Origin of the sequence: Dokdonia sp. Asnod2-E02 (genome assembly GCF_045063915.1) — a bacterium.
Classification (GTDB): Bacteria; Bacteroidota; Bacteroidia; order Flavobacteriales; family Flavobacteriaceae; genus Dokdonia.
The window spans coordinates 1,994,189-2,015,994 of the sequence record NZ_JBEFNX010000005.1; the positions used below are offsets into that span (position 1 = coordinate 1,994,189).

Genomic DNA, 21,806 nt, shown 5'->3' on the forward strand with positions numbered 1-21,806 from the left:
TGACTTATGATGAGAGGAGGTAGTTTTCTAAAATCAGTAATAATCATCTTCTTTCTAGGGGCACTTGCCTCTATGAGTGCACAGCAAAATACCAGTCAAGTCTCAAGGGTACAAAGAGCTATTTATATATTTAATATTGCGCAGCAAGTAAGCTGGCCAGAGCAGCTGGAAGAGCGTTTTAAAATAGGCGTATTAGGACCAGATAGAACTCTTATAGATCTTAGGGCTATGGCTCAAAAAAGGAAAATACAAGAGAGGCAAGTCTCTGTATCAAACTTTTTATCCATTAAAGATATTCAAGATGTAGACGTACTTTATGTAAATAGAAAGTACAACTACCAGATGCCGTACATCTTACAGTCCTTGGAAAATAAAGGGATTCTAGTTATTGCAGAAGATTACCTATTTAACTCTTCTATGATTAACATTGTAAGCGTGGGTGATACCTTTAGACACCAGCTTAACGAAGGTTTGTTAAACAAGAACGATTTTATAATTGCTCCTTCCTTACAGTCTTATGCGATTGCTAGTTCAGAAAAGTGGCAAGCGCTATTTCAAGAAGCACAAGATTCTCTTCAAGCGGTTCTCGAAAATGCTAAGCAAAAGGACGAACTTATAAACCGTCAAGAGCAAGAGCTAGTGAGCCAAAATGAGATTATAGACACAATACAAGAGATTGTAAAATATAAAGATAGCTCCATACAAGAATTACAAGAGACAGATAAGCAACAAAAGAAAACCATTGAGAAGACTCAAGAGATTACTCAAGAGCTTGAAGATAAAGTTAAAAACCAACTTATAGAGTTAGACGAGCAACAAGTTACTTTAAGAAATAGTGCAAAAGAAATTGAGACTAGGCAAGACAGCATTGAGGTTCAAAAAGTAAATATAAGTGATCAAAAAAAGGTGTTACTCGAGCAATCTTCAGAGTTAGATCTAAGAGCCACCATAAACTGGCTCTTAACGGGTATAGCACTATTATTTCTTATTGCTGGTTTTGTACTCTACAAGAATTACCGCACAAAAAAGAAACTTATAGAGCAACTCACCATACAGAATACAACCATACTTGAGCAAAAAGAAGAACTGAGTCAAAAAAACGAAGACCTAGAACAATTTGCATACATAGCCAGTCACGATTTACAAGAACCTCTTAATACTATTTCAAGCTTTATAGGCCTCATAAGAGGAGATTATGGAGAACAGTTTGATGAGGTGGGTCTACAGAGTCTAGAATTTATAGAAGAAGCAAGTGATCGTATGGCTAAGCTTATAAATATGCTTCTTGAGTATTCTAGAATAGGTAAAACAAGAGTTTTTACTCAGGTTGACACTCATAAAGTACTGCAAGATTTAGAGAAAGACATTACATCACTTGTAACACGCACAGGTGCCACTATAAATTATACACAACTGCCAGTGGTATCTGGTTCTGAAGTAGAGCTGCGCTTGTTGTTCCAAAACTTAATTACAAATGCACTCAAGTTTTGCCCAGAAGACAGGCGCCCCATTCTCAATATAAACACAACAAAAGTGAGTAATGTAGATAACCCATCACAAGGTATGTGGCAGTTTTCTTTTTCAGATAATGGTATCGGTATACATCAAGCACATCAAGATCGCATTTTCTCCATCTTTCAGCGACTACATACTAATGATGAGTATGAGGGAACCGGTATTGGTCTTGCACACTGTAAAAAGATTGTAAGTATCCATAAGGGAAGCATTTGGCTAGACTCAGAGCTTGGTAAAGGGACTAGCTTTTACTTCACAATACCCTACGGTATATAATTGGGGTCTTTTTACGCTTTCGCGAAAGCGTAACCACAAGCAAAACACACTACATTTAAAACCTACTACCAGTAATTTACTTAAATTGCTATGCACTAGATGTTGTATTAAACCTAAAGCCTAAATGATGGAACTCACGTCAACCTATTGGAATAATCGCTATGCTGAGGGAAGTACAGGCTGGGACTTAAAAGAGGTCTCTCCATCTATCAAAGCCTACCTCGATCAATTAGAAAATAAGGAGCTTAAAATTTTAATCCCTGGTGGCGGTTATAGCTATGAGGCCCAGTACTGCTGGGAGCAGGGGTTTAAAAATGTGTATGTAGTAGACTTTTCTCAACTTGCATTAGAAAATTTGAAACAGCGAGTGCCAGATTTTCCTAGTTCGCAACTCATACAAGAAGATTTCTTTACGTATGACGGTCAGTTTGATGTAATCTTAGAGCAAACGTTTTTCTGCGCATTGCAGCCAGATTTGAGACCTGCTTATGTTACACATATGCATACATTGCTTAAACCTGAAGGGAAGCTCGTAGGCTTACTTTTTAACTTTCCTCTTACTGAGAAAGGTCCGCCATACGGAGGAAGCACTACAGAATATGAAAACTTGTTTTCAAAACACTTTGACATTCAAAAAATGGAGACTGCCTATAAATCAGTAGCTGCTCGTGCAGATAAGGAGTTATTTATCAAAATGGTAAAAAAGTAAACTAGTAAAAACCACAACACAATGATTGTACAACTCGCCGAAGGAACTATTAAAACCAAATATGGCACCTATAAAGAGATACTCTTTTATGACGGTATCAAGGAGTCTCACGCGCTAGTGATGGGAGATGTGAGCGGAGCAGAAGATGTGCTTTGTAGGGTACATTCCTCGTGCATTTTTGCTCACCATTTTAATAGTATAGAGTGTGATTGCCGTGAGCAAATGGAAATATCACAGCAACTTATAGAACGAGCAGGAAAGGGCATTGTAATCTGGCTAGAGCAAGAAGGAAAAGGAAATGGTCATTATGCACTCCTCAATACCTTACCGCTCAAAAAACAAGGTATGCCGCAGGCAGATGCGTACGAGGCCGTAGGTTTTCATAAAGACAATAGAGACTTTTCGGCAGCAGCAAAGATTTTGAAACATCTAGAGGTAAATTCCATCACGATGATTACTGGTAATGAAAAGAAAACCAAAACACTCACAGACCTCGGCATACGTGTAAGTGGTATTCAACCTACGGAGTTGTAATGTGAGTACGCTTTCGCGAAAGCGTAACTTTAAAACAATACCGGTATTACATAATACGCCAGTGCAAACAGCAACCCTACAGAGATGAGATTTAAAACCACACCCACACGTGCCATCTGGTCTACGCGTACGTGACCACTAGCAAATACAATCGCATTAGGTGGTGTGGCCATAGGGAGCATAAAAGCACAACTAGAAGCAAGAGTTACGGGAATGACCATCTGTAGCATAGGTACATCCATCCCGATGGCAATACCTACCACAAGAGGTACGAGTATGGTCACGAGGGCTACATTACTCATTAACTCTGTCATAAAGAGCATTAAGAAAATAAGCACGGCAGTTACTACCCACATACTCCAGTCTTCTTGCTGTGAGATGTAATCTCCTATCATATCTATAAAACCAGATTGCGCTAGTCCAGAAGCGAGTGCAAGACCACCACCAAAGAGAATGAGAATCCCCCAAGGTAATCGCGAAGTATCTTCCCAATTGAGCGGAAAAGAACCTTTCTTGTAATCAATAGGTACTATAAACATAAGTAGTGCGGCAATGACAGAAATGGTTGTGTCTGTAAGGGTAATATCTGGTAGCAGGTTGTTTAAATACGAGCGCAACATCCACGAGATTGCGGTAATGAGGAATATGGCTAACACTACTTTCTCACCCTTTGAGATAGGACCTAGTTTATCCAGTTCGGTTTGTATAATATTTGCAGACTTACCTATGGTGCCTAAACCGTTGCGATAAAAGACGCGGGTAATCATAAAGTAGGTGATAGTCATCAATAAGATAGAAAAGGGAATACCCATTTTCATCCATTGAAAAAAGCCTATATCTACATTATAACTTTCATTTAAAAAGGCAAGCATTACAGAGTTAGGTGGTGTGCCTATCAAGGTCGCCATCCCACCTATATTTGCGCCAAAGGCGATACCTAGCATAATACTAAGCGCAAAGTTGCGGTCGTTTTTTGTAAATCCATCTTCGTCATCTATAAGGAGCTGTATAACAGATACAGCTATGGGCAGCATCACTACAGTACTTGCTGTGTTTGAAATCCACATACTCATAAGGCCAGTGGCAATCATAAAACCTAAGATGATACCGTTTGCCTTTGTGCCCGTAATTTTAAGAATAGATAACGCAATACGCTTGTGCAGTTGTACTTTTTCTAGTGCTAGCGCGATGACAAATCCTCCAAAAAACAGATACACAATAGGGTTTGCATAGTTGCTTGCAACTTCTTTTATAGTACCTATACCAAGTAGTGGAAACAATGCTAACGGGATTAACGCGGTTACAGAAATAGAAACAGCTTCTGTAATCCACCAGATAATCATCCATACGGCAATGGCAACCACTTTATCTATCGCTGGGTTGATAATATCAAAAGGCAATGCCAGTATGAGAATGCAAAGTAACGGGCCTGTGATAAAACCTATTTTTCGCGAAAGCGTAAACTTTTTCATAACCCTAAAAATAGGTAAAAAAGAAAACTACCTACCCTTTAAAAATAGCGCAAGTCTTATTTTCCAGTACGGCATCTCCTCCTTGAAGTATTCATAAAAAGATTTAAGCTTGTCTGTATCTGCCACTTTTAAGATGGCGTCGTGTACTTGCTTGACCTCTACGGGCTGTATGAACTGGTAAAAATCTATCTCCATACCCTCTTCGTGCAGCTTTATGAGGTGATTATACACAGAGCCTATGGTGAGCTTGCGAGTCTCTGCAATTTCTTCAAGTGAGAGGCCTTGCTGGATGAGGTTTTTAGTCTCGAGATACGTTTTGCTACCGCTTTTAGGTTTTGGTTTTTTAAGGTGTTCTTTGATGAGTTTTAAAAAGTCGGCGCCATATTTTTCCATTTTGGCTTGCCCTACACCTTGTATGTCTAAAAACTGTTTTTGAGTCACAGGCTCTTGGTCTTCCATATCTTTAAGAGACGCATCTGAGAATACAATATAAGCCGCAACATTTGCCTCTCTAGCTAGTTCAGCTCTTAGCTCTCGTAGTTTTTCAAAAAGAGAGCCTTTTGGTTTTTTAGGCTTACGTTCTTTAGTAATCGGTTTGGCTTTCTCCTTACTAGGTTTTGCGAGTTGTATCTTTTTACCGTCGTATAAAACTTCTTTAGAAAGCGGTGTGAGGAGAAGTCTTCCGCTTTCGCGAAAGCGTATTTCTAACAACCCTTGATTAATCATTTGTATCACATACTGCTGAAGATCTCGCCAAGAGACATCTTTTGCAGCGCCGTAAGTTTTTATATTTTGATACCCTTTGTCATACACTTGGGCATTTTGAGAACCTCGTAAAACGTCTATCACGGTACCCATTGCTTCTTTTTGTTGCATACGTGCCACCCCGGAAAGTACTTTTTGAGTAAGTACGGTGCCGTCAAAATATGCGGGTGCATTTTTACAAATGTCACAGTTGCCACAGTCTTGCGATAAGAACTCGCCAAAGTAATTTATGAGAACCTTGCGCCTACAGCTTAGTGCCTCTGCATATTGCTGCATACGATCTAGCTTAGCCATCTGGTAGTCGGCATTTTTTGCTCCATCTATAAATTGGCGTAGCTGCATCGTGTCTGCATAGCTATAAAAAAGCACGGTGTGTGAGGGTAAGCCATCACGACCAGCTCTACCTATTTCTTGATAATATCCTTCAAGATTTTTAGGCATATTGTAGTGTATCACCCAGCGCACGTTACTCTTGTCAATACCCATCCCAAAGGCAATAGTGGCACAAATTATAGGTGTGGTATCGTTTATAAAATCTTCTTGCACTTTTGAGCGTTGCTCTGCACTCATACCTGCGTGGTAGGCGGCAGCGTTGTGCCCGTTGCTCTTAAGTTTGGCCGCGAGATTTTCTGTGCTTTTTCTTGATAGACAGTAAATGATTCCACTCTCAAAAGGGTGATCTTCTAGAAAGTCAAGAATTTGCTCGTTTCTTTTTTGACCTGGTCGCACGTCCAGATAGAGGTTAGGTCTGTCAAAAGAGGAGATGTATTTTTTTGCTTGTGGGATACTAAGTTGTTGTGCAATGTCATCTTGCGTAGACCTATCTGCAGTTGCCGTGAGTGCTACAAGTGGTGTTTCTGGATAACGTCTTTTTAAATACCCTAGTTGTGTGTATGCGGGTCTAAAATCGTGTCCCCAAGATGAGATACAGTGCGCCTCATCTATGGCAATGAGTGATATCTTTATTGTAGAAAGTACGGGGTCTAATAGTTGTAAACTTTCTGGAGCCACATAAATAAGATCTAGCGCATTGTGCTGTAGGTCTGACAGTACCTTTTGCGTCTCCTCTGGTGGTTGTGTACTGTTATAATAGGCTGCCTTAATGCCATTTGCTCGCAAAGCATCTACCTGATCTTTCATTAAAGCAATAAGCGGTGAGATCACGAGGGCAACCCCATCAAGCGCTAGTGCTGGCAGTTGAAAACACATAGACTTACCACCCCCCGTAGGCATTATGACTAGTGCATCTTGCCCATTACAAATGGACTCAATAATCTCTTGCTGGTTAGGTCTAAAGCCATCATAACCAAAGTGAGTTTTGAGTAATTTATGTAAATCTTGTTGTGTGGGTAGTGCAGAATTTGTCATTGCGACAAAGGTACTCAATGTATGATTTTAATACTCCTATTTTATGATGGAGACTTAAGTTACAACCAGACATATAAATAAAATTGATGACGCATATATCTGACTGTAAACTAAGTGATAAGCTACTAGTTATTCTTACTAAGCATTAACAACTCATTGCACACAATCTCTGTTGTGTATCTTTTTTATCGTTAAGTTTGAAGATAAAAAATAATTAAGTGTCATCAGCTAAATTGAATGAGTCGTATTTAAAATTTTCTATACTACTCGTAAGCTAAAAGTTGACAATAATCTAAAATAAACTTATGAAATATATTCAAATTCTGATAGTAGCAATTTTAGTTATCTCTTGTAAAAAAGATAAATCAAATGAATTTAGTCTTGATGTGAAAGTAAATGGAGATTATAACGGATACTTATACTTGAATTATGATGAAAAAAAAGATAGCTCGTTAATAACAAATGGAAGAGCGTTTTTTAACGGTTCTGTCTCTTATCCAATTAGTGCGTATTACAGCACAAATAATATGTCTGCAAGCGAAAATAGTTTTTATCTTGAAAATGAAAAAATAGAAACTGAAATAGCAATCTCAAAAAAGAAAATCAAAGGGTATAATATGGATTGGATTGTAATTAAAAAGACTTCTGGTACAAATAGCTCAGTTATTAGAAAAGATTTTGAAGAATTTAAAAATGAGTACAGCTCAAATAAAAATTGGAATATCAAATTATATAATAAATTACAAGAAATATTAAAGCAAAACCCAAAGCATCGATACGCTGGTGATTTACTCTCTGAAATGACATATGATACTATTTTAAGTACAGAACAAATTGAACAATTATATAACAAACTTAACATTGAGTTTCAAAGTCCTTATTCTGTAAAAATTATTAAGGCTAAAGCTTTCCCAGATTACATAGTAAAAATCAATGATTCAATTTATGATTTTACTTTGCCTAATAAAGAAAAGAAATTAGTAGGTACTAAGGATTTTAGAGAACAAATATTATTTATTGATTTCTGGGCTTCGTGGTGTAAACCTTGTATAGCACAATTTCCAGAATTGACAATTATAAAAAATGATTTTGAGGAAAAAGGAGTGACAATTCTTGGCGTATCCATCGATGAGAAAGAAGAAGATTGGCTTAAAGCTATGCAAAAAGAAAAACCAAATTGGGAAAATGTAATCGATACGCAAGGTCTTAAAGGAAAATTGGCAAATAAGTATGGAATATTTTCTATTCCGTATAATATTTTAGTTGATGAAAAAGGAAAAGTAATCGCAAATGATATGAGTTTGGAGAGATTAAGAAAAGTCTTGGATTCAATAACCATTGACAGAAAAACCATAGCCAAGTAAAGACTTTCCTGTTTTAAAGTCTAACTCTTTCTCAAGCAGGGCTAAATTTTATTAAGGAGACAGCCCCAGAGAAATTGAAAACAATACATCTAATGTAGTTTTAGAAAACTGAACAGTTCTGCTCACGGGAAGTTTACTAAGGTAAGTTCCTAAACTCGGGCGTTAATAAAAAGGATTATCTCAAAAACAGTTTTTGGTGTCTTCATAAATGTTAAAGGCAAGATATCAAATCTTGCCTTTAGTTATAAGAATTAGGATTGTCTTCTCCTCGTGAATTCCAGTAGTTATAATTATTCGGTTTGAGCTTGTCTGGGTGATTATCTAAATCATCTTTATTGTAATCATAATCATCTCTTATTGCATATTTTGCTTTTTAAATGTGCAACTTAATTCAAATTTGAAAAGCCAAAAAGAAATCAATTTCAAACTTTCATCGATAATTATTTTCCAAGCATTAATAACTCATTGCACACAATCTCTGTAGTGTACCTTTTTATACCATCTTTATCTTCCCAAGTGCGGTTAGTAAGTTTTCCTTCTATAGCAATTTCTTGCCCTTTTTGTATATAGCTCTCTACTACTTTTACAAGGCCACCACGTACTACGATGTTGTGCCAGTAAGCGCGCTCTATCTTTTGTCCATTCTTGTCTTTATAAGAATCATCTGTAGCCATAGAGAAGTTGGCAATTTTGTTTCCGTCTGGGAAAGTTGTGATTTGTGGAGCTTGACCTAAACGTCCAATAAGTTGTACTTTGTTGCGTAATGCATTCATAATAAAATTGTTTTCTTGAGCAGGTTAAGCCTGCCAAATTAGTTTCAGTTCTTTCTTGAGTCACTCCCAAGAAAATCATCGTTCTTGTGAACAGTGCAAATATGAAACATAAAACAACCTCCATACGAAAGGTAAACGCTTACTTACGTTTATAGTCGCTTGTAAATGATTGTAAGCATTTGTAAATGAATAAATTTCCTATCAGATTTCAAAGCAAATTGCTTATAATCAATTACATAGATTAGTTATTAAGTCTGTTTTATACAATTTGTAAGTATGTTATGATAGGTGATGCAATAGTAAAGCAAGAAGCTTTTCTGTCTTATAAGGTTTTAAAATACTATCATTTATACCGTGCTTGCCTAGCTCATTACATCCATTATTATAGTTTGTTGCAGTTAATGCTATAATAGGTGTTGTGGTATTAAATTCTCTTATGGCTACACTCGCATCTATACCATTCATCACTGGCATATTAATATCCATAAGTATAAAGTCATACGTATTTTCTTGTACCATAGATACAGCCTCTAGGCCGTTACTAGCCGTATTGTTTTCAATACTATATTGCTCGAGAACTTTTTTGGTAACTACTTGATTGATCTTGTTATCATCTACAATAAGTATTTTTTTACCCTTAAGCTTATCATAACCTGAGATTTCAAATGGAGCTTCTACGTGTTCTTCACTCCCGGTCTCAAGATCTATTTCAAAGTAAAAATTTGAACCCTTGTTGGGGCTACTTTCTAATGAGAGTTTACTTCCTAGTATTTTTAAAATCTTATTTACAATAGGTAATCCTAGGCCTGTTCCTTCTTGTGTAGGTAGGTTTTCTACTTGGGCAAATTCATTAAAGATGTTTGCTTGCTCTTCTTCTGGTATACCTTGACCGGTATCTTTTACTTCAAATAATATGCTGTGTACTTTACCTACTTGCTTGATAAGGGTAGCCTTAATAGTTATGTTTCCATCTTCTGTAAACTTGCTCGCATTACTCATTAAGTTCATAAGCACTTGTGATATCTTTGTTTTATCACCGTACAATGTGTTAGGAATCTCTGGAGCTATAATGCTATGAAAACTATTGTTATTTTTCTTATTAATAAACTCTAGATTTTGCCCTATGTGATGTATTAATCTGTCTAAGCTAAAATTTGACATCTGTATGCGCTCACCTTCCTTAGAGTCATATTTATTTAAACTCAGTATGTCATTTACCAAAGCCAGTAAATAATCTGCCGAAAATTTTAATGACTTGAGATCATCTTTATGCGATTTAAGTGCAGGATCTTCTAAAAAAACAGAGGATAGGCCAATGATTCCATACAGGGGTGTTCTTAACTCGTGGCTTATAGTAGATAGAAATTTAGTGTTACTACTTGCTAGTTTTTGAGACTTCTTCTTTGCTTTAAGATATTGTCTGTTTTTTGCTCTCAGGTTTCGTAACAGCTTGTTTCTTTTTGTTCTTCCATATAATAGGGAGCCTATTAGAATAAGTAAGATTACCCCTATTGCAAGTGCAGTATTAAGTAATAAATTATTTTTCTGAGCCATCTGGGTGGCTAAGTCATTTTCTAACTCTGATGCTCTTAGTTCTTGTTTGTATTTGTTGAGATTAAAACGCGAAGTAGCATTTTTTTCTTGTTTAATTTTATTGGCTTCATATCGCTTTTCAACTAAGGCGTCATATACCTTACGCACCTCGTTAATCTCTTTGTACCTGCCCAGTGACTCATACGCCTGCATCAGGTTTTTATAATTATCAATTTTATAATTGTCATCTTGCTTATCACCGCCTATTTCGATAGACTTTGTAATTGATTTTACTGCCTCAAGAGGTTTGTCTTTAAGCAGGTAAATACCTCCTTGTACATAATAGATGGTGCTTTCAAAGTTTTGCCTTCTACCATTAAAGTTATGTAGTTCTATTAAAGCCTTTGCCTTGTCAAGATAGACTTGAGCATTTTCAGGATCATCCATAGTCACATACAGCTCAGCAAGGTTGTTATTTGCTATAAAATGAACCATCGTTTTATCCTTGATGTCGTTGCTAGGCTCTAAGGATTTTTCAAAGTAGCCAATTGCTTTTTTTGGATCTTGGTCAAAAAATGTGTTACCTAAGTTTAAGTATGCGGTAACAATCCCATATGTATCATTTGTGCGTTTACTTTCTTCAAGACTTTTAGTAAAGAGCTCTTCGGCTCCGTGCGTGTTGTCTACTTGTATAAAAGCATTGCCTAAAGCACTTCTTAGCCGCGCGGCCAGTGCATTTTCTTCTAAGCGTTGGGCATTTTTAATAAGGTAAGGAACAGTCTCAATTATTTTTTCATAACTAGATTCATTAAATAGCTCTAGAACGAGAGGTAAATATGAGTTGATCTCTTCTTTTGTAAGCTCTTTTTCTTGAAGCATTAAGATATCTTCTTGCGAGAATATGTCTTGACCAAAAGAAATAGATGGTTGTAGAAAAATGAAAAATGCGAAAAGTAAAATGGTTAGTCTTAGCATATTTTATGATTTGGGACTTTGAAAGTAGTTATTGCCATTTTCGTGTAATCAAAACATACGTAATTGATTGATTTTAGGATTTATATCTTGAAAATACTACATTTTATCGATAAAACATACGTTTTTGTAATTTTCCAATAATTTTTGCAAATATCTCAATCTCAGTAATTTGGTTATTTGTCTTTTTTTGTGTGAGAATGTATTGTTGTTATTTAGCAACTAGACTAATGTTGCGATAGTGGTTACGCTTTCGCGAAAGCGTAAAAAATCCTTTCTGTATTAAGAAATTCCTCCATATCTTTTATCTGTAATTAGAAAGCTTATGAGTAACTATCACATTAAGGGCTTAGAAGAGTATTTTCAAGTCTACCGAAAGTCTGTAAATACACCTGAAAAATTTTGGGAAGAAATAGCCGAAGAGAACTTTGTCTGGAGAAAAAAGTGGAATAGTGTCTTGCAGTGGGATTTTACAAAGCCAGAGATAAAGTGGTTTGAAGGGGCACAGCTCAACATTACAGAAAACTGTATAGATAGGCACCTGTATACCAAGGGAGATAAAACGGCTATCATTTTTGAGCCTAATGATGTAGATGAGCAAGCACAACACATTACTTATAAACAACTGCACGAGCGCGTGTGCAAATTTGCAAACGTGTTAAAAGATCAGGGCATTGAGAAAGGTGATCGTGTATGTATATATCTACCTATGATACCAGAGCTCTCTATAGCCGTACTCGCCTGTGCTCGTATAGGTGCGGTACACTCTGTAGTGTTTGCTGGTTTTTCTAGTACAGCACTTAGTACACGCATAAATGACGCTTCTTGCAAGCTAGTAATCACGAGTGATGGCTCTTATCGAGGTAAGAAAACCATAGATTTAAAAGGTATCGTGGATGAAGCACTTGCAGAAACACCTTGTGTAGACAGTGTGCTCGTTGTAAAAAGAATACATACAGAAGTCGCAATGAAAGAAGGCCGTGATCACTGGTTACAGCCGTTACTAGAAAAAGCAAGTGCAACCTGTGAGGCAGTCCTTATGAATGCCGAAGACCCTCTCTTTATTCTTTATACGTCTGGATCTACGGGTAAGCCTAAAGGGATGGTGCATACCACAGCGGGATATATGGTATATAGTGCATATACGTTTAAGAATGTTTTTCAATACAGACAAGGAGATGTATACTGGTGTACGGCAGATATAGGTTGGATTACGGGTCATAGCTATATCATTTATGGACCACTGGCAAATGGGGCAACTACAGTAATGTTTGAGGGTGTACCCACCTATCCAGACTGGGGTAGATTCTGGCAAATTGTAGAAAAACATAAAGTCACACAATTTTATACAGCACCTACGGCTATACGTGCGCTGGCTAAAGAGAGTCTTGATAATGTTACTAAGTATGACTTATCAAGTATTAAAATTTTAGGAACCGTAGGAGAACCTATTAATGAAGAAGCGTGGCACTGGTATGATGAAAATATAGGTAAAAAAGGAATCCCAATAGCAGACACCTGGTGGCAAACCGAAACTGGAGGCATTATGATAAGTCCTATTCCATATGCTACACCTACTATACCCACCTTTGCAACATTACCATTACCAGGGATACAACCATCACTTATGGATGAAAATGGCGCCGAAATCAAAGGCAATCAAGTAGACGGCCGTCTTACTATTAAGTTTCCTTGGCCAGGGATGGCGCGCACTATATGGGGTAATCACCAGCGATATAAAGAAACTTATTTTACCGCCTATGAGAACAGGTATTTTACGGGTGATGGCGCCCTAAGAGATGCAACAGGTTATTATAGAATAACTGGTCGTGTAGATGATGTTATTATTGTCTCTGGACATAACCTGGGTACCGCACCTATAGAAGATGCCGTAAATGAGCACCCAGCTGTTGCAGAGAGTGCCATCGTAGGTTTTCCTCACGATGTAAAGGGTAATGCCTTATACGGGTATGTGATTCTTAAAGAAACAGGAGAGAGTAGAGATCAAGATAACGTGCGTAAGGAGATTAACCAGCTTATAACAGAACGTATAGGCCCTATTGCAAAACTGGATAAAATTCAATTTACACCAGGATTGCCAAAAACAAGGTCTGGTAAAATTATGAGAAGAATACTCCGTAAGATTGCTAGTGGCGAGAGCGAGCAGCTAGGAGATATAAGCACACTACTTAATCCAGAAGTTGTAGCGACTATAAAGGATAATGCATTACTATAAAAAAAGTCCTAAGTAGTTGTACTTAGGACTTTTTATAAATTCTAGTTGTTATCATTGAGGTTATCTCTAGGTTGTACGTACTCTTTTTTATCTTTTACTTGATGATTTATTGCTTTACCGTGAGTAGCTTCTAGATTAATAGCTTGTTCTTTTTTACTAGTTTTCTCGAGATTAGGTGTTGTATTGCTCATAATTCTTATTTTTTGTTTATTTCAAGATACATTCATAAAATAGTGTTTGCCATACTTTTAAAACTCTTTAACCTCTACTTGTTAATAAGTGTAAAAGAAGGTAAGTGAGTGTGGTTGTAGTAAGATAGATTAACTTTGTACTACTAAAAAAATTTGCTATGAAATCTTCATTTTCTGATATCATAAATTCTAACACTCCTGTGCTGGTAGACTTTTTTGCTACTTGGTGCGGGCCGTGTAAAACGCTTGGACCTATTTTAGAACGAGTAAAAGACACCCTAGGAGATGGTGTAAAAATTGTAAAGATTGATGTAGATAAAAACCAACCGCTAGCAGCAAAGTATCAAGTGCGCGGGGTACCTACAATGATATTGTACAAAAATGGAAAACAGGTCTGGAGACAGTCTGGTGTACTAGACAAGACGGCACTGGTTGATATCATTAATAAATCATAATATGATTTTATTAATTTCTCCAGAGCAAACCACCCCAGATGAGATAGAGACGCTTCATCATTTATTTGAAGCAGGTTTAACACATTATCATTTTAGAAAACCTGAAGCAAGCCTTGATGAACATATTACATACCTCAATCGAGTAGACGCTCAGTATCACAACCGTATAATGACTCATAACTATCACGAGGAGCTTTGTAAGAAGTTTGACTTGCGTGGTGTGCATCTTGAAGAAGCAAAGTGGAGAGCTCAAGAAACTCGGTTAGAAGGGTATGTTTCCGCTTTCGCGAAAGCGAATAAAAAAGTATCATCATCATACCACGAGTTAGAAGATCTAGAAACTCAGTCTGTAACTTTTGATTACACAATTCTAAGTCCCGTTTTTGCCGCTATTTCAAAAAGTGATATGCAAGGTCGTGGGTTTAATGTGCGAGCTAGCGAGAAGTGTATTGTAGGGATGGGAGGTATTAATGCTGTAACCACGCCGGAGGCAGTGGCACTTGGCTTTAAAGGAGTAGGCGCTCTGGGAGGTATATGGAATGCACAAAACCCTGTGGCTGCATTTGTAGAAATGCAAGAAGCTTTTAAAGAGGCTATATAAATTAGTAAATTGCGACAAAGTTCTGATATGCGTAAAACTCTATTAATACTATTACCACTATACTTGTTTACTGTAAGCTTAAATGCTCAAGAAACATTAAGTTGCAGCGATTTTAGAGAGGGCACATTTGTTGTTCCAGGTAGTGATACTATACCTAGTACAACTATTGTAAGAAAAGGAAATCAACAAACAGAAATTTTAAATTTTAATGGAGTTATAGAGGAAAGTATAATAAACCTAAGTTGGATAGATGACTGCTCATACACTATAGTTTTTAGCAAAGAAACTCCTCCTGTTAATGTTGAAATGACCGAAGAGGAAATTAATATGATTATTACTGTAACTATGATATCCTTTGAAGGTAATTGTGCTACATTTCAAGCAGAAGGAAATGGTCGAGCAAAAGGGCACGTTATAACTGGTAAAATCTGTAAAGAAGAATCAATATAAGAAGGATGGCAAAAAGAGGAACACCAAAAAACACAAAGAATAAGGCAAAGCATTCTAAACTTATGGATCGCAAGAAAAAGAAAGAGCGCGAAAAAAGAGAAGCGAGCCAAGAGCGACTTAAAGTTGCCAAAGAAAAAATGAAAGCTCTTAAAGAGAGTGAAGAAGAATAAAAAACATCCTACGGGATGTTTTTTTTGTTGATAGTTAATTGTTTAGGTAACAATTAAGCTTTTGTAGCGTCTTTATAAAAACCTAGGCAACCATTTTAATTTTTGTTGCGTCTATATATATAAAATACCAATCTTATGACGGCACTTATAAAATTTATCTTAACACTCCTTATAGGTACATATGCAGCTGCAGCAGTTGCACAATCATTTAATGCAACAGTACACGACGCGCGTACTAATGAACCTATCCCGTTTGCCACTGTAAAGCTATCTAAAAATACGGGTACCATTACAAATGAGGAAGGCATCTTTACCATAGGAGAACGTAAACTAGCAAGTCTTAAAGACTCCGTATATATATCTTCTATGGGATATGAGGAGGTGGCTATTTTACCTAAAAAGTTAGGAGATACAATTATAAAATTAAAGGTAAAGACTAACGAGCTAGACAATGTTTTTCTTACCAATAATCCGCTAGAGGTAGAAGATATTATAGCGCGTGTAAAAGAAAATATTGCCACAAATTATCCCAACACACTTACCGAGAAAAAAATATTTTTTAGACAATCTGCGTCTAATACTATGGATAAAATGGATGTTGAGGTAGAAAAGACAACCATTCCAGAGTTTAATCAAGCATTTATGGACAGCCTGGTGGGAGCGGTCGAAAAGAAAAGTGATTATTACAGCGAGTCTGTAGGTATGCTTGCTGGCAACTATAACAAACAAAAACTTGTTATTGATAAAGCGGCAAAGCTCTATGATAAAAGTAAGAAGGATGTAGGTGTAGAGAGTTTTGGTAAAAGACTGGAAGAGATTGTAGAGAAGAATGTAAAAGCAGATTCATATTTTAAAATCAAATCTGGAATTATAGGCACAACCATAGAAGTAGACGACTCTACAAAGATGGGGAGCTCAAACGGCGGACTCAAAATTGAGGTAGATACAGAGCAAGAAGAAAATGATAAAGAACAAGCCATCACAGCGAGTATAAAGTCTGATCTTTCTGATCTCTTTGAGGCGATGTTTTATAAAGAGGACACAAAGCTAGATTTTTTAACAAAGTCCAACCGTTATCGTTTTACAAAAAGAGAATTTACATCTATAGGAGATGCTATTGTTTATGTGATAGATTTTGAACCTAAGGGAAGAAAAGATTTTAAAGGCACCCTGTACATTAATACAGAAGACTATGCGGTAATGCGTCTAGAGTATGAGAATGTGCGTAAGCTCTCTAGCTTTGGGATGTTCGGGATAAGCTATAAAAAGTACTTGTATAGAGGCAAGAGCATCTATGCAAAAGATGAAAATGGAGGCTACTCACTGCGATATATGGAACTAGAAGATGGTGAGAAAGTAGGGATAGATAGACCACTTAAAATCATCGAAAAAAATAAAAACGTAGCAGGCCGAAGAAAACAAAATGAAGTTGCAATGGAGATAGAGTTTGCAACTACGAGTTACTCAAAAAAAGAGCTTGTCGTGTTTAACTCTGTCGTAATAGATGAGCCTGCTTATAAAAATGTAACAGAGAGTGAAGAGCTAGAAGCGACCTACTTACCTAACTATGATCCTAATTTCTGGAAAGGGTACACCATTATGGAGCCTAATGCGGCCATACAGAGCTTTAAGTCAGAAAGTAAGTAACAATTCACCTCCCAAATCATAATTAAGATAATGCCAGCATACTATCGAGAGTAGCTGGCATTTTTATGTATACAGGTCTAAGGGGGCTTTTAGTATCTTTACTTTATGGAATTAGTATTTATAGGGCTCGCAATAGGAGCGGTACTCTCATATTTTATATACAACTGGTTTTCTGGCAAATCAAAAACACCAGATGCTCACGCACAATCTGTAGTGCTTATGGAGCGCATACGCACGGTATGTAAGTTCATAACCGTAGAAGGCGATTTTGCCGAAATATATCACTACGAGGGCCTCAAAAATAAATGGATGAACCTCTTACTAGGGTCAAAAAAAGCTATTGTACTCATAGATGCAAAGGCGCACATAGGTTTTGATCTTACTAAAATAAAGATGGAGGCAGATGATAAGAATAGAACCATAAAACTCTTTGGCTTTCCAGATCCTGAGTTACTATCTGTAGAGACAGATTTTAAGTATTATGACAAGAAAGAAGGCTGGGCAAACCCTTTTACCAGTACAGATCTTACCGAGATTAATAGAGAAGCAAAGCAGCACATACGTGACAAAATACCACAAAGCGGCTTGTATGAAGAGGCAAAATCTCAAGCACTTGAGACGGTGCAATTAATGCAAAAGCTGGTAGAAACCATAGGGTGGAAACTAGACTACTCATCACTAGAAATATCTGACACTACAACGAGTAAACCTAAAATAGAAGCCTAGTGATACATCTCATTACAGGTAACACTGGCGCGGGTAAAACAACCTATGCCCTCGCTCTTAAAAAAGAGGTAAAAGGTGTCATATTCTCTATAGATTATTGGAACAAGACGCTCTTTCTAGATGACAAGAAAGAGACAGATGGTGTAGATTGGTTTTTAGAACGTATTAACCGCAGCGATGAGATGATACAGTCACTTATCATCCAGTTACACGAGGCAGGTACACCAGCTATACTAGATTTAGGATTTGCAAAAGCAGATAGGAGAGCACGTTTTTACGCTTTCGCGAAAGCGCAACAAATCCCTTTCCAGCTACACTTTTTAGACATAGATAAAGAAGTTAGACAGCAGCGCGTGACGCATCGCAATCTGGAAAAAGGGATGACCTATCAATTTGACGTCTCACCAGCCGATTTTGAATTTATGGAAACTTGGTTTGAACCGCTCACAAGTGCAGAGCGTAAAATCGCATATATCAAAAAGGAATGAATATAGAGGCCTTTAGAGAATATTGTATGAGTAAAAAAGGCGTAACAGAAGCGTTTCCCTTTGATGCAGATACGCTCGTTTTTAAGGTAATGGGTAAGATGTTTGCCGTGTGTGGACTAGAGCGCGTGCCTCTAGCTGTAAACCTTAAATGCGACCCAGATCGCGCTGTAGAACTGCGAGAGATGCACGACGGCGCCATTACTCCCGGCTGGCATATGAACAAAACACACTGGAACACCTGCGTACTAGAATCGCTACCCGTCTCGTTACTTATTGAGCTTACAGACCACTCATATAACCTAGTGGTTTCAAAAATGACAAAAAAACTTCAAGCCGAGTTAAAGGCGCTATAATATGAATACACCTACTACCTTTTATAAGGATCAAATAACACAACACAGTCAAGAATTATCTAAAGTCAAGACAAAACTCAATGTGTCAAGTACTGTGCGTCTTGCCGTTTTTATAGCTACTGGAGCTGGTATATACTTTAGCCTCGGTAATACACAATTGCTTATAGGTTGTATACTATTGGGTATTGTTGCATTTGTAATACTAGTGGGGCGTCATAGTAAGTTACAGCACGAGCGAGATCTCCTTAAAGCACTAATAGCGCGTAGTGAAGTAGAGCTTAAAGTACTAGAACGAGATTTTACAGATTTACCAGATGGGAGTGAGTTTCATAATCCGGAGCATTTATATAGTCAAGATATAGACCTTTTTGGCCGTGGATCTTTTTATCAATACTTTAATCGTACAGCACTACAGAGCGGCTCTGCAAGACTTGCAGAGATGATGCTCTCTAATGATACACTAGAGATTAAAAAGAAGCAAGAAGCCGTAAAGGAGCTTAGTACACTTGCCACCTGGAGACTTAGATATGGAGCTATTGCATCGCTTGTAAAAACAGATGTCTCTGCGCAGGCTGTTGTAAGCTGGTTGCAAGAGTATACCACTTTTGTACCTAGTATGATGAAAGTTTTTACAAAGGTCTTTTCTGTAATTTCACTGGCAGTAGTTGGAGCTTATTTTTTAGGGTTTATTGCCGGTTGGTGGGTATTTGTCATTTTTGGTATTGGTTTATTAATAAGTGGGCGATATGTAAAAAACATAGGGTTACTTTCGGCTCATACAAGTGCTATACAGACTACATTTACTCAATATGCAAGTTTACTTGCAGAGATAGAAGCTCAAGAGTTTACGAGTACACTTCTTAAAAACAAAAGAGAAAAAGTCATTACAGAAGCACAAGCAAGTTCTGGTATTTTAAAAAAATTCTCAAGACACCTTGATGCCCTAGATCAACGTAATAACATATTAGTAGGGCTTATAACTAATGGGTTTTTTCTGCGTGATATAGGTGTTGTGTACAAGATAGAAGACTGGATTACTACAAATCGAGAGGCGGTAAATGACTGGTTTGAGGTGATATCATTTTTTGACGCTTACAATAGCTTGGGTAATTATACCTTTAATCATAGTCATCACGTCTTTCCAGAAATTGTAGCAGCTGGAGAAACCTTACGTGTAAAAGGAGCATCACACCCGCTGCTAGATCCTGCCATTGCTGTGACTAATGATATTACTATAAAAGATGATGAGTTTTTTATAGTTACAGGAGCAAATATGGCTGGTAAAAGTACTTTTTTACGCACCGTCGCTTTACAAATTGTAATGAGTAACATAGGCTTACCTGTTTGTGCCAGTGAGGCAGTTTATAAACCCATAAAACTCATCACTAGTATGCGCACCACAGATAGCCTTACAGATGATGAGAGTTACTTCTTTAGTGAGCTCAAGCGCCTTAAGTTTATAGTAGATGAGATTGTAAACGAGCGCTATTTTATCATACTAGATGAAATTCTAAAAGGAACAAATAGTACAGATAAAGCTGCTGGCTCCCGTAAGTTTATAGACAAGCTGGTAGGTAATGGAGCAACGGGTATTATAGCAACACACGACTTAAGTCTTTGTGAGGCCGCAAACGATCTTGCAGAGGTAAAGAACTACTACTTTGATGCACAGATTATTGATGATGAGCTATTTTTTGACTATACCTTTAAGGAAGGCATTTGTCAAAATATGAATGCAAGCTTTCTTCTTAAAAAGATGGGTATAGTAGATTAATACAAATAATGCAAAAGTGGATAGTCTAACTCAAATAGTACTAGGTGCAGCCGTAGGAGAAGCTGTTCTAGGTAAAAAGGTAGGTAATAGAGCAATGCTCTGGGGAGCCATAGCTGGTACCATACCTGATCTAGATGTGGTGTGGAGATATCTTACAGATACTATTACGGCAACAGAGATGCACAGAGGCTTTAGCCACAGCATCGTTTTTGCACTCATAGCGGCACCGTTTTTTGGGTGGCTTGTACATCAGATAAAAAAGCGACCAGACGTAGGCTGGGCGGGCTGGTCAAAACTTTTCTTTTGGGGCCTGTTTACACACCCGCTTTTAGATGCATTCACTACTTGGGGAACACAAATATTTTGGCCCTTTCACTGGAGAGTTGCTTTTAATAGCATTTTTGTGGTAGATCCTTTATATACACTACCATTTCTCATATGTGTTATTGCGGCGGCTACAAGGGGTAGAGATACGCTTTCGCGAAAGCGTACTAACAACCTAGGTATTTATCTTAGTACGGCTTATTTATTACTTACCGTTTTTATAAAATTTGCGGTGCATCATAAAGTAGAAGCGTCATTGCAAGAGCAAGGAATCACGTATACTAAAATCTCGACCAGACCTGCACCGCTCAACACGGTTTTATGGAATATTAATGTAGATACCCAGGATGCTTACCTTATAGGTGATTACTCGTTTTTTGATTCTCAGCCTATAGTTTATAAAACGTTTCCTAAAAAAAGAGCGCAAGCCCAAAAGTGGATTGAGACAGATGAGGTACAACGCCTCATTACCATTTCTGAAGGATGGTACATTTTAGAAAAAGAGGAAGAGAGCTGGGTGTATAATGACCTCCGTTTTGGCCTCATTACAAATGATGAAAATGATAGTCAGTTTGTGTTTAGATACCTTCTTACAGAAAATGATGGTACCATAATCGCCACCGAAGACCGGCCTGCACCAGAAAATGGAAAGAAGCTACTCGTAGATTTATGGCAACGAATTAAAGGCAATTAGTCATCAAATCTTCCAGGGAATTGCTGTTGTAAAATTTTCATTAAACTCTCCTTAGTAAGCGGCTTGTTATCAAAGTGACACAGTAAAGGATACTTCTCAGCCTTTTGCTTATCTACTGGTGATGTTGAGGTCGTGAGCATTGCGATAACAACACCTGCTTTCTGGTTAATTTCTAGATTTTCATAATGTTCTAAAAACTCAAAGCCATCCATACCCGGCATATTAATGTCTAAAAAGATGAGGTCAGGTTTTGGGTAGTCCTCATCTATTAATGTTTTGAGGTATTCTAGTCCTTCTTCACCAGAGTATTTTATTGTCACTTTTGCCGTTACTTTTGCTTTTTTAATAACTCTTGAGTGTACAAAATTATCTGACTCAGAGTCGTCTATAAGTAATATCTCTCTTAGTGGTTGCAT

The 21,806-nt window shown here is 37.3% G+C and carries 21 protein-coding genes; 15 read left to right on the plus strand and 6 right to left on the minus strand.

From position 1 onward, the window contains the following. Positions 1-6 precede the first annotated feature (6 nt). The 3 genes from ACJJVM_RS09105 (at position 7) to ACJJVM_RS09115 (ending at position 3,034) form a co-directional block, all read left to right on the plus strand. Positions 7-1,791: a YfiR/HmsC family protein gene (locus ACJJVM_RS09105; RefSeq protein WP_405211479.1), complete on the plus strand. Its 1,785-nt coding sequence runs from the start codon at positions 7-9 to the stop codon at positions 1,789-1,791. A 127-nt stretch (positions 1,792-1,918) separates the two neighbouring features. Then, positions 1,919-2,500: a methyltransferase domain-containing protein gene (locus ACJJVM_RS09110; protein ID WP_405212191.1), complete on the plus strand. Its 582-nt coding sequence runs from the start codon at positions 1,919-1,921 to the stop codon at positions 2,498-2,500. Positions 2,501-2,521: 21 nt separating this feature from the next. After that, entirely contained in the window at positions 2,522-3,034 is a 513-nt protein-coding gene (locus ACJJVM_RS09115) for a GTP cyclohydrolase (RefSeq protein WP_035334799.1), read from the plus strand. Positions 3,035-3,063: 29 nt separating this feature from the next. On the opposite strand, the gene ACJJVM_RS09120 is transcribed toward ACJJVM_RS09115, so the two are convergent. Together ACJJVM_RS09120 and recQ are read right to left on the minus strand one after the other, a co-directional pair. Continuing rightward, on the minus strand, positions 3,064-4,506 hold the full coding sequence (locus ACJJVM_RS09120) for an SLC13 family permease (protein ID WP_405211480.1): 1,443 nt from the start codon (positions 4,504-4,506) through the stop codon (positions 3,064-3,066). A gap of 27 nt (positions 4,507-4,533) precedes the next feature. Then, positions 4,534-6,639: a DNA helicase RecQ gene (recQ, locus tag ACJJVM_RS09125; protein WP_405211481.1), complete on the minus strand. Its 2,106-nt coding sequence runs from the start codon at positions 6,637-6,639 to the stop codon at positions 4,534-4,536. A 305-nt stretch (positions 6,640-6,944) separates the two neighbouring features. On the opposite strand from recQ, the gene ACJJVM_RS09130 reads away from it, so the two are divergent. Then, positions 6,945-8,003: a redoxin domain-containing protein gene (locus ACJJVM_RS09130; protein ID WP_405211482.1), complete on the plus strand. Its 1,059-nt coding sequence runs from the start codon at positions 6,945-6,947 to the stop codon at positions 8,001-8,003. 440 nt (positions 8,004-8,443) lie between these two features. Here the strand turns inward: ACJJVM_RS09130 and ACJJVM_RS09135 are convergent, their stop codons facing one another. Beyond that, entirely contained in the window at positions 8,444-8,776 is a 333-nt protein-coding gene (locus ACJJVM_RS09135; protein WP_405211483.1) for a single-stranded DNA-binding protein, read from the minus strand. Positions 8,777-9,055: 279 nt separating this feature from the next. Next, the gene (locus tag ACJJVM_RS09140) at positions 9,056-11,284 is read right to left on the minus strand and encodes a response regulator (protein WP_298349122.1); all 2,229 of its coding nucleotides are present in this window, start codon (positions 11,282-11,284) and stop codon (positions 9,056-9,058) included. 322 nt (positions 11,285-11,606) lie between these two features. Between ACJJVM_RS09140 and acs the strand changes: the two genes are divergently transcribed. Beyond that, a complete protein-coding gene (gene acs / locus ACJJVM_RS09145; protein ID WP_405211484.1) occupies positions 11,607-13,517 on the plus strand; it encodes an acetate--CoA ligase in 1,911 nt (636 codons plus the stop codon). Between the two features lie 41 nt (positions 13,518-13,558). Here the strand turns inward: acs and ACJJVM_RS09150 are convergent, their stop codons facing one another. Beyond that, positions 13,559-13,708 (minus strand): hypothetical protein, encoded by a 150-nt coding sequence (locus ACJJVM_RS09150; protein WP_405211485.1) that lies wholly within the window; start codon positions 13,706-13,708, stop codon positions 13,559-13,561. A 158-nt stretch (positions 13,709-13,866) separates the two neighbouring features. On the opposite strand from ACJJVM_RS09150, the gene trxA reads away from it, so the two are divergent. The 10 genes from trxA to ACJJVM_RS09200 all read left to right on the plus strand — a co-directional run bounded on the left by trxA (position 13,867) and on the right by ACJJVM_RS09200 (position 21,390). Continuing rightward, on the plus strand, positions 13,867-14,163 hold the full coding sequence (trxA, locus tag ACJJVM_RS09155; RefSeq protein ID WP_405211486.1) for a thioredoxin: 297 nt from the start codon (positions 13,867-13,869) through the stop codon (positions 14,161-14,163). A gap of 1 nt (position 14,164) precedes the next feature. Then, positions 14,165-14,764, plus strand: coding sequence for a thiamine phosphate synthase (locus ACJJVM_RS09160; protein ID WP_405211487.1), 600 nt, complete (start codon positions 14,165-14,167; stop codon positions 14,762-14,764). Positions 14,765-14,791: 27 nt separating this feature from the next. Beyond that, positions 14,792-15,214 carry a hypothetical protein gene (locus tag ACJJVM_RS09165; protein ID WP_405211488.1) on the plus strand — a complete coding sequence of 141 codons (423 nt, stop codon included), beginning with the start codon at positions 14,792-14,794 and terminating at the stop codon, positions 15,212-15,214. Positions 15,215-15,219: 5 nt separating this feature from the next. Beyond that, the gene (locus ACJJVM_RS09170; protein ID WP_193352747.1) at positions 15,220-15,384 is read left to right on the plus strand and encodes a hypothetical protein; all 165 of its coding nucleotides are present in this window, start codon (positions 15,220-15,222) and stop codon (positions 15,382-15,384) included. A 135-nt stretch (positions 15,385-15,519) separates the two neighbouring features. Beyond that, on the plus strand, positions 15,520-17,031 hold the full coding sequence (locus tag ACJJVM_RS09175; protein ID WP_405211489.1) for a carboxypeptidase-like regulatory domain-containing protein: 1,512 nt from the start codon (positions 15,520-15,522) through the stop codon (positions 17,029-17,031). Positions 17,032-17,136: 105 nt separating this feature from the next. Next, positions 17,137-17,757, plus strand: a complete 621-nt coding sequence (locus ACJJVM_RS09180) for a DUF4230 domain-containing protein (RefSeq protein ID WP_038597668.1) — start codon at positions 17,137-17,139, stop codon at positions 17,755-17,757. Continuing rightward, positions 17,757-18,245: an AAA family ATPase gene (locus ACJJVM_RS09185; RefSeq protein ID WP_405211490.1), complete on the plus strand. Its 489-nt coding sequence runs from the start codon at positions 17,757-17,759 to the stop codon at positions 18,243-18,245. Before ACJJVM_RS09180 ends, ACJJVM_RS09185 begins: the two co-directional genes overlap by 1 nt. Continuing rightward, entirely contained in the window at positions 18,242-18,598 is a 357-nt protein-coding gene (locus ACJJVM_RS09190; protein WP_035325865.1) for an MmcQ/YjbR family DNA-binding protein, read from the plus strand. Before ACJJVM_RS09185 ends, ACJJVM_RS09190 begins: the two co-directional genes overlap by 4 nt. A 1-nt stretch (position 18,599) precedes the next feature. Continuing rightward, on the plus strand, positions 18,600-20,372 hold the full coding sequence (locus tag ACJJVM_RS09195; protein ID WP_405211491.1) for a MutS-related protein: 1,773 nt from the start codon (positions 18,600-18,602) through the stop codon (positions 20,370-20,372). Between the two features lie 16 nt (positions 20,373-20,388). Beyond that, positions 20,389-21,390, plus strand: a complete 1,002-nt coding sequence (locus tag ACJJVM_RS09200) for a metal-dependent hydrolase (RefSeq protein ID WP_405211492.1) — start codon at positions 20,389-20,391, stop codon at positions 21,388-21,390. Here ACJJVM_RS09200 and ACJJVM_RS09205 read toward each other — a convergent pair. Continuing rightward, a complete protein-coding gene (locus tag ACJJVM_RS09205; RefSeq protein ID WP_298349087.1) occupies positions 21,387-21,806 on the minus strand; it encodes a response regulator in 420 nt (139 codons plus the stop codon). The two genes, ACJJVM_RS09200 and ACJJVM_RS09205, sit on opposite strands and share 4 nt — an antisense overlap.

Coding starts and splice junctions, on each gene's coding strand:
- ACJJVM_RS09105 (WP_405211479.1), top strand. CDS start 7: ATGATGAGAGGAGGTAGTTTTCTAAAATCAGTAATAATCATCTTCTTT.
- ACJJVM_RS09110 (WP_405212191.1), top strand. CDS start 1,919: ATGGAACTCACGTCAACCTATTGGAATAATCGCTATGCTGAGGGAAGT.
- ACJJVM_RS09115 (WP_035334799.1), top strand. CDS start 2,522: ATGATTGTACAACTCGCCGAAGGAACTATTAAAACCAAATATGGCACC.
- ACJJVM_RS09120 (WP_405211480.1), bottom strand. CDS start 4,506: ATGAAAAAGTTTACGCTTTCGCGAAAAATAGGTTTTATCACAGGCCCG.
- recQ (WP_405211481.1), bottom strand. CDS start 6,639: ATGACAAATTCTGCACTACCCACACAACAAGATTTACATAAATTACTC.
- ACJJVM_RS09130 (WP_405211482.1), top strand. CDS start 6,945: ATGAAATATATTCAAATTCTGATAGTAGCAATTTTAGTTATCTCTTGT.
- ACJJVM_RS09135 (WP_405211483.1), bottom strand. CDS start 8,776: ATGAATGCATTACGCAACAAAGTACAACTTATTGGACGTTTAGGTCAA.
- ACJJVM_RS09140 (WP_298349122.1), bottom strand. CDS start 11,284: ATGCTAAGACTAACCATTTTACTTTTCGCATTTTTCATTTTTCTACAA.
- acs (WP_405211484.1), top strand. CDS start 11,607: ATGAGTAACTATCACATTAAGGGCTTAGAAGAGTATTTTCAAGTCTAC.
- ACJJVM_RS09150 (WP_405211485.1), bottom strand. CDS start 13,708: ATGAGCAATACAACACCTAATCTCGAGAAAACTAGTAAAAAAGAACAA.
- trxA (WP_405211486.1), top strand. CDS start 13,867: ATGAAATCTTCATTTTCTGATATCATAAATTCTAACACTCCTGTGCTG.
- ACJJVM_RS09160 (WP_405211487.1), top strand. CDS start 14,165: ATGATTTTATTAATTTCTCCAGAGCAAACCACCCCAGATGAGATAGAG.
- ACJJVM_RS09165 (WP_405211488.1), top strand. CDS start 14,792: ATGCGTAAAACTCTATTAATACTATTACCACTATACTTGTTTACTGTA.
- ACJJVM_RS09170 (WP_193352747.1), top strand. CDS start 15,220: ATGGCAAAAAGAGGAACACCAAAAAACACAAAGAATAAGGCAAAGCAT.
- ACJJVM_RS09175 (WP_405211489.1), top strand. CDS start 15,520: ATGACGGCACTTATAAAATTTATCTTAACACTCCTTATAGGTACATAT.
- ACJJVM_RS09180 (WP_038597668.1), top strand. CDS start 17,137: ATGGAATTAGTATTTATAGGGCTCGCAATAGGAGCGGTACTCTCATAT.
- ACJJVM_RS09190 (WP_035325865.1), top strand. CDS start 18,242: ATGAATATAGAGGCCTTTAGAGAATATTGTATGAGTAAAAAAGGCGTA.
- ACJJVM_RS09195 (WP_405211491.1), top strand. CDS start 18,600: ATGAATACACCTACTACCTTTTATAAGGATCAAATAACACAACACAGT.
- ACJJVM_RS09205 (WP_298349087.1), bottom strand. CDS start 21,806: ATGCAACCACTAAGAGAGATATTACTTATAGACGACTCTGAGTCAGAT.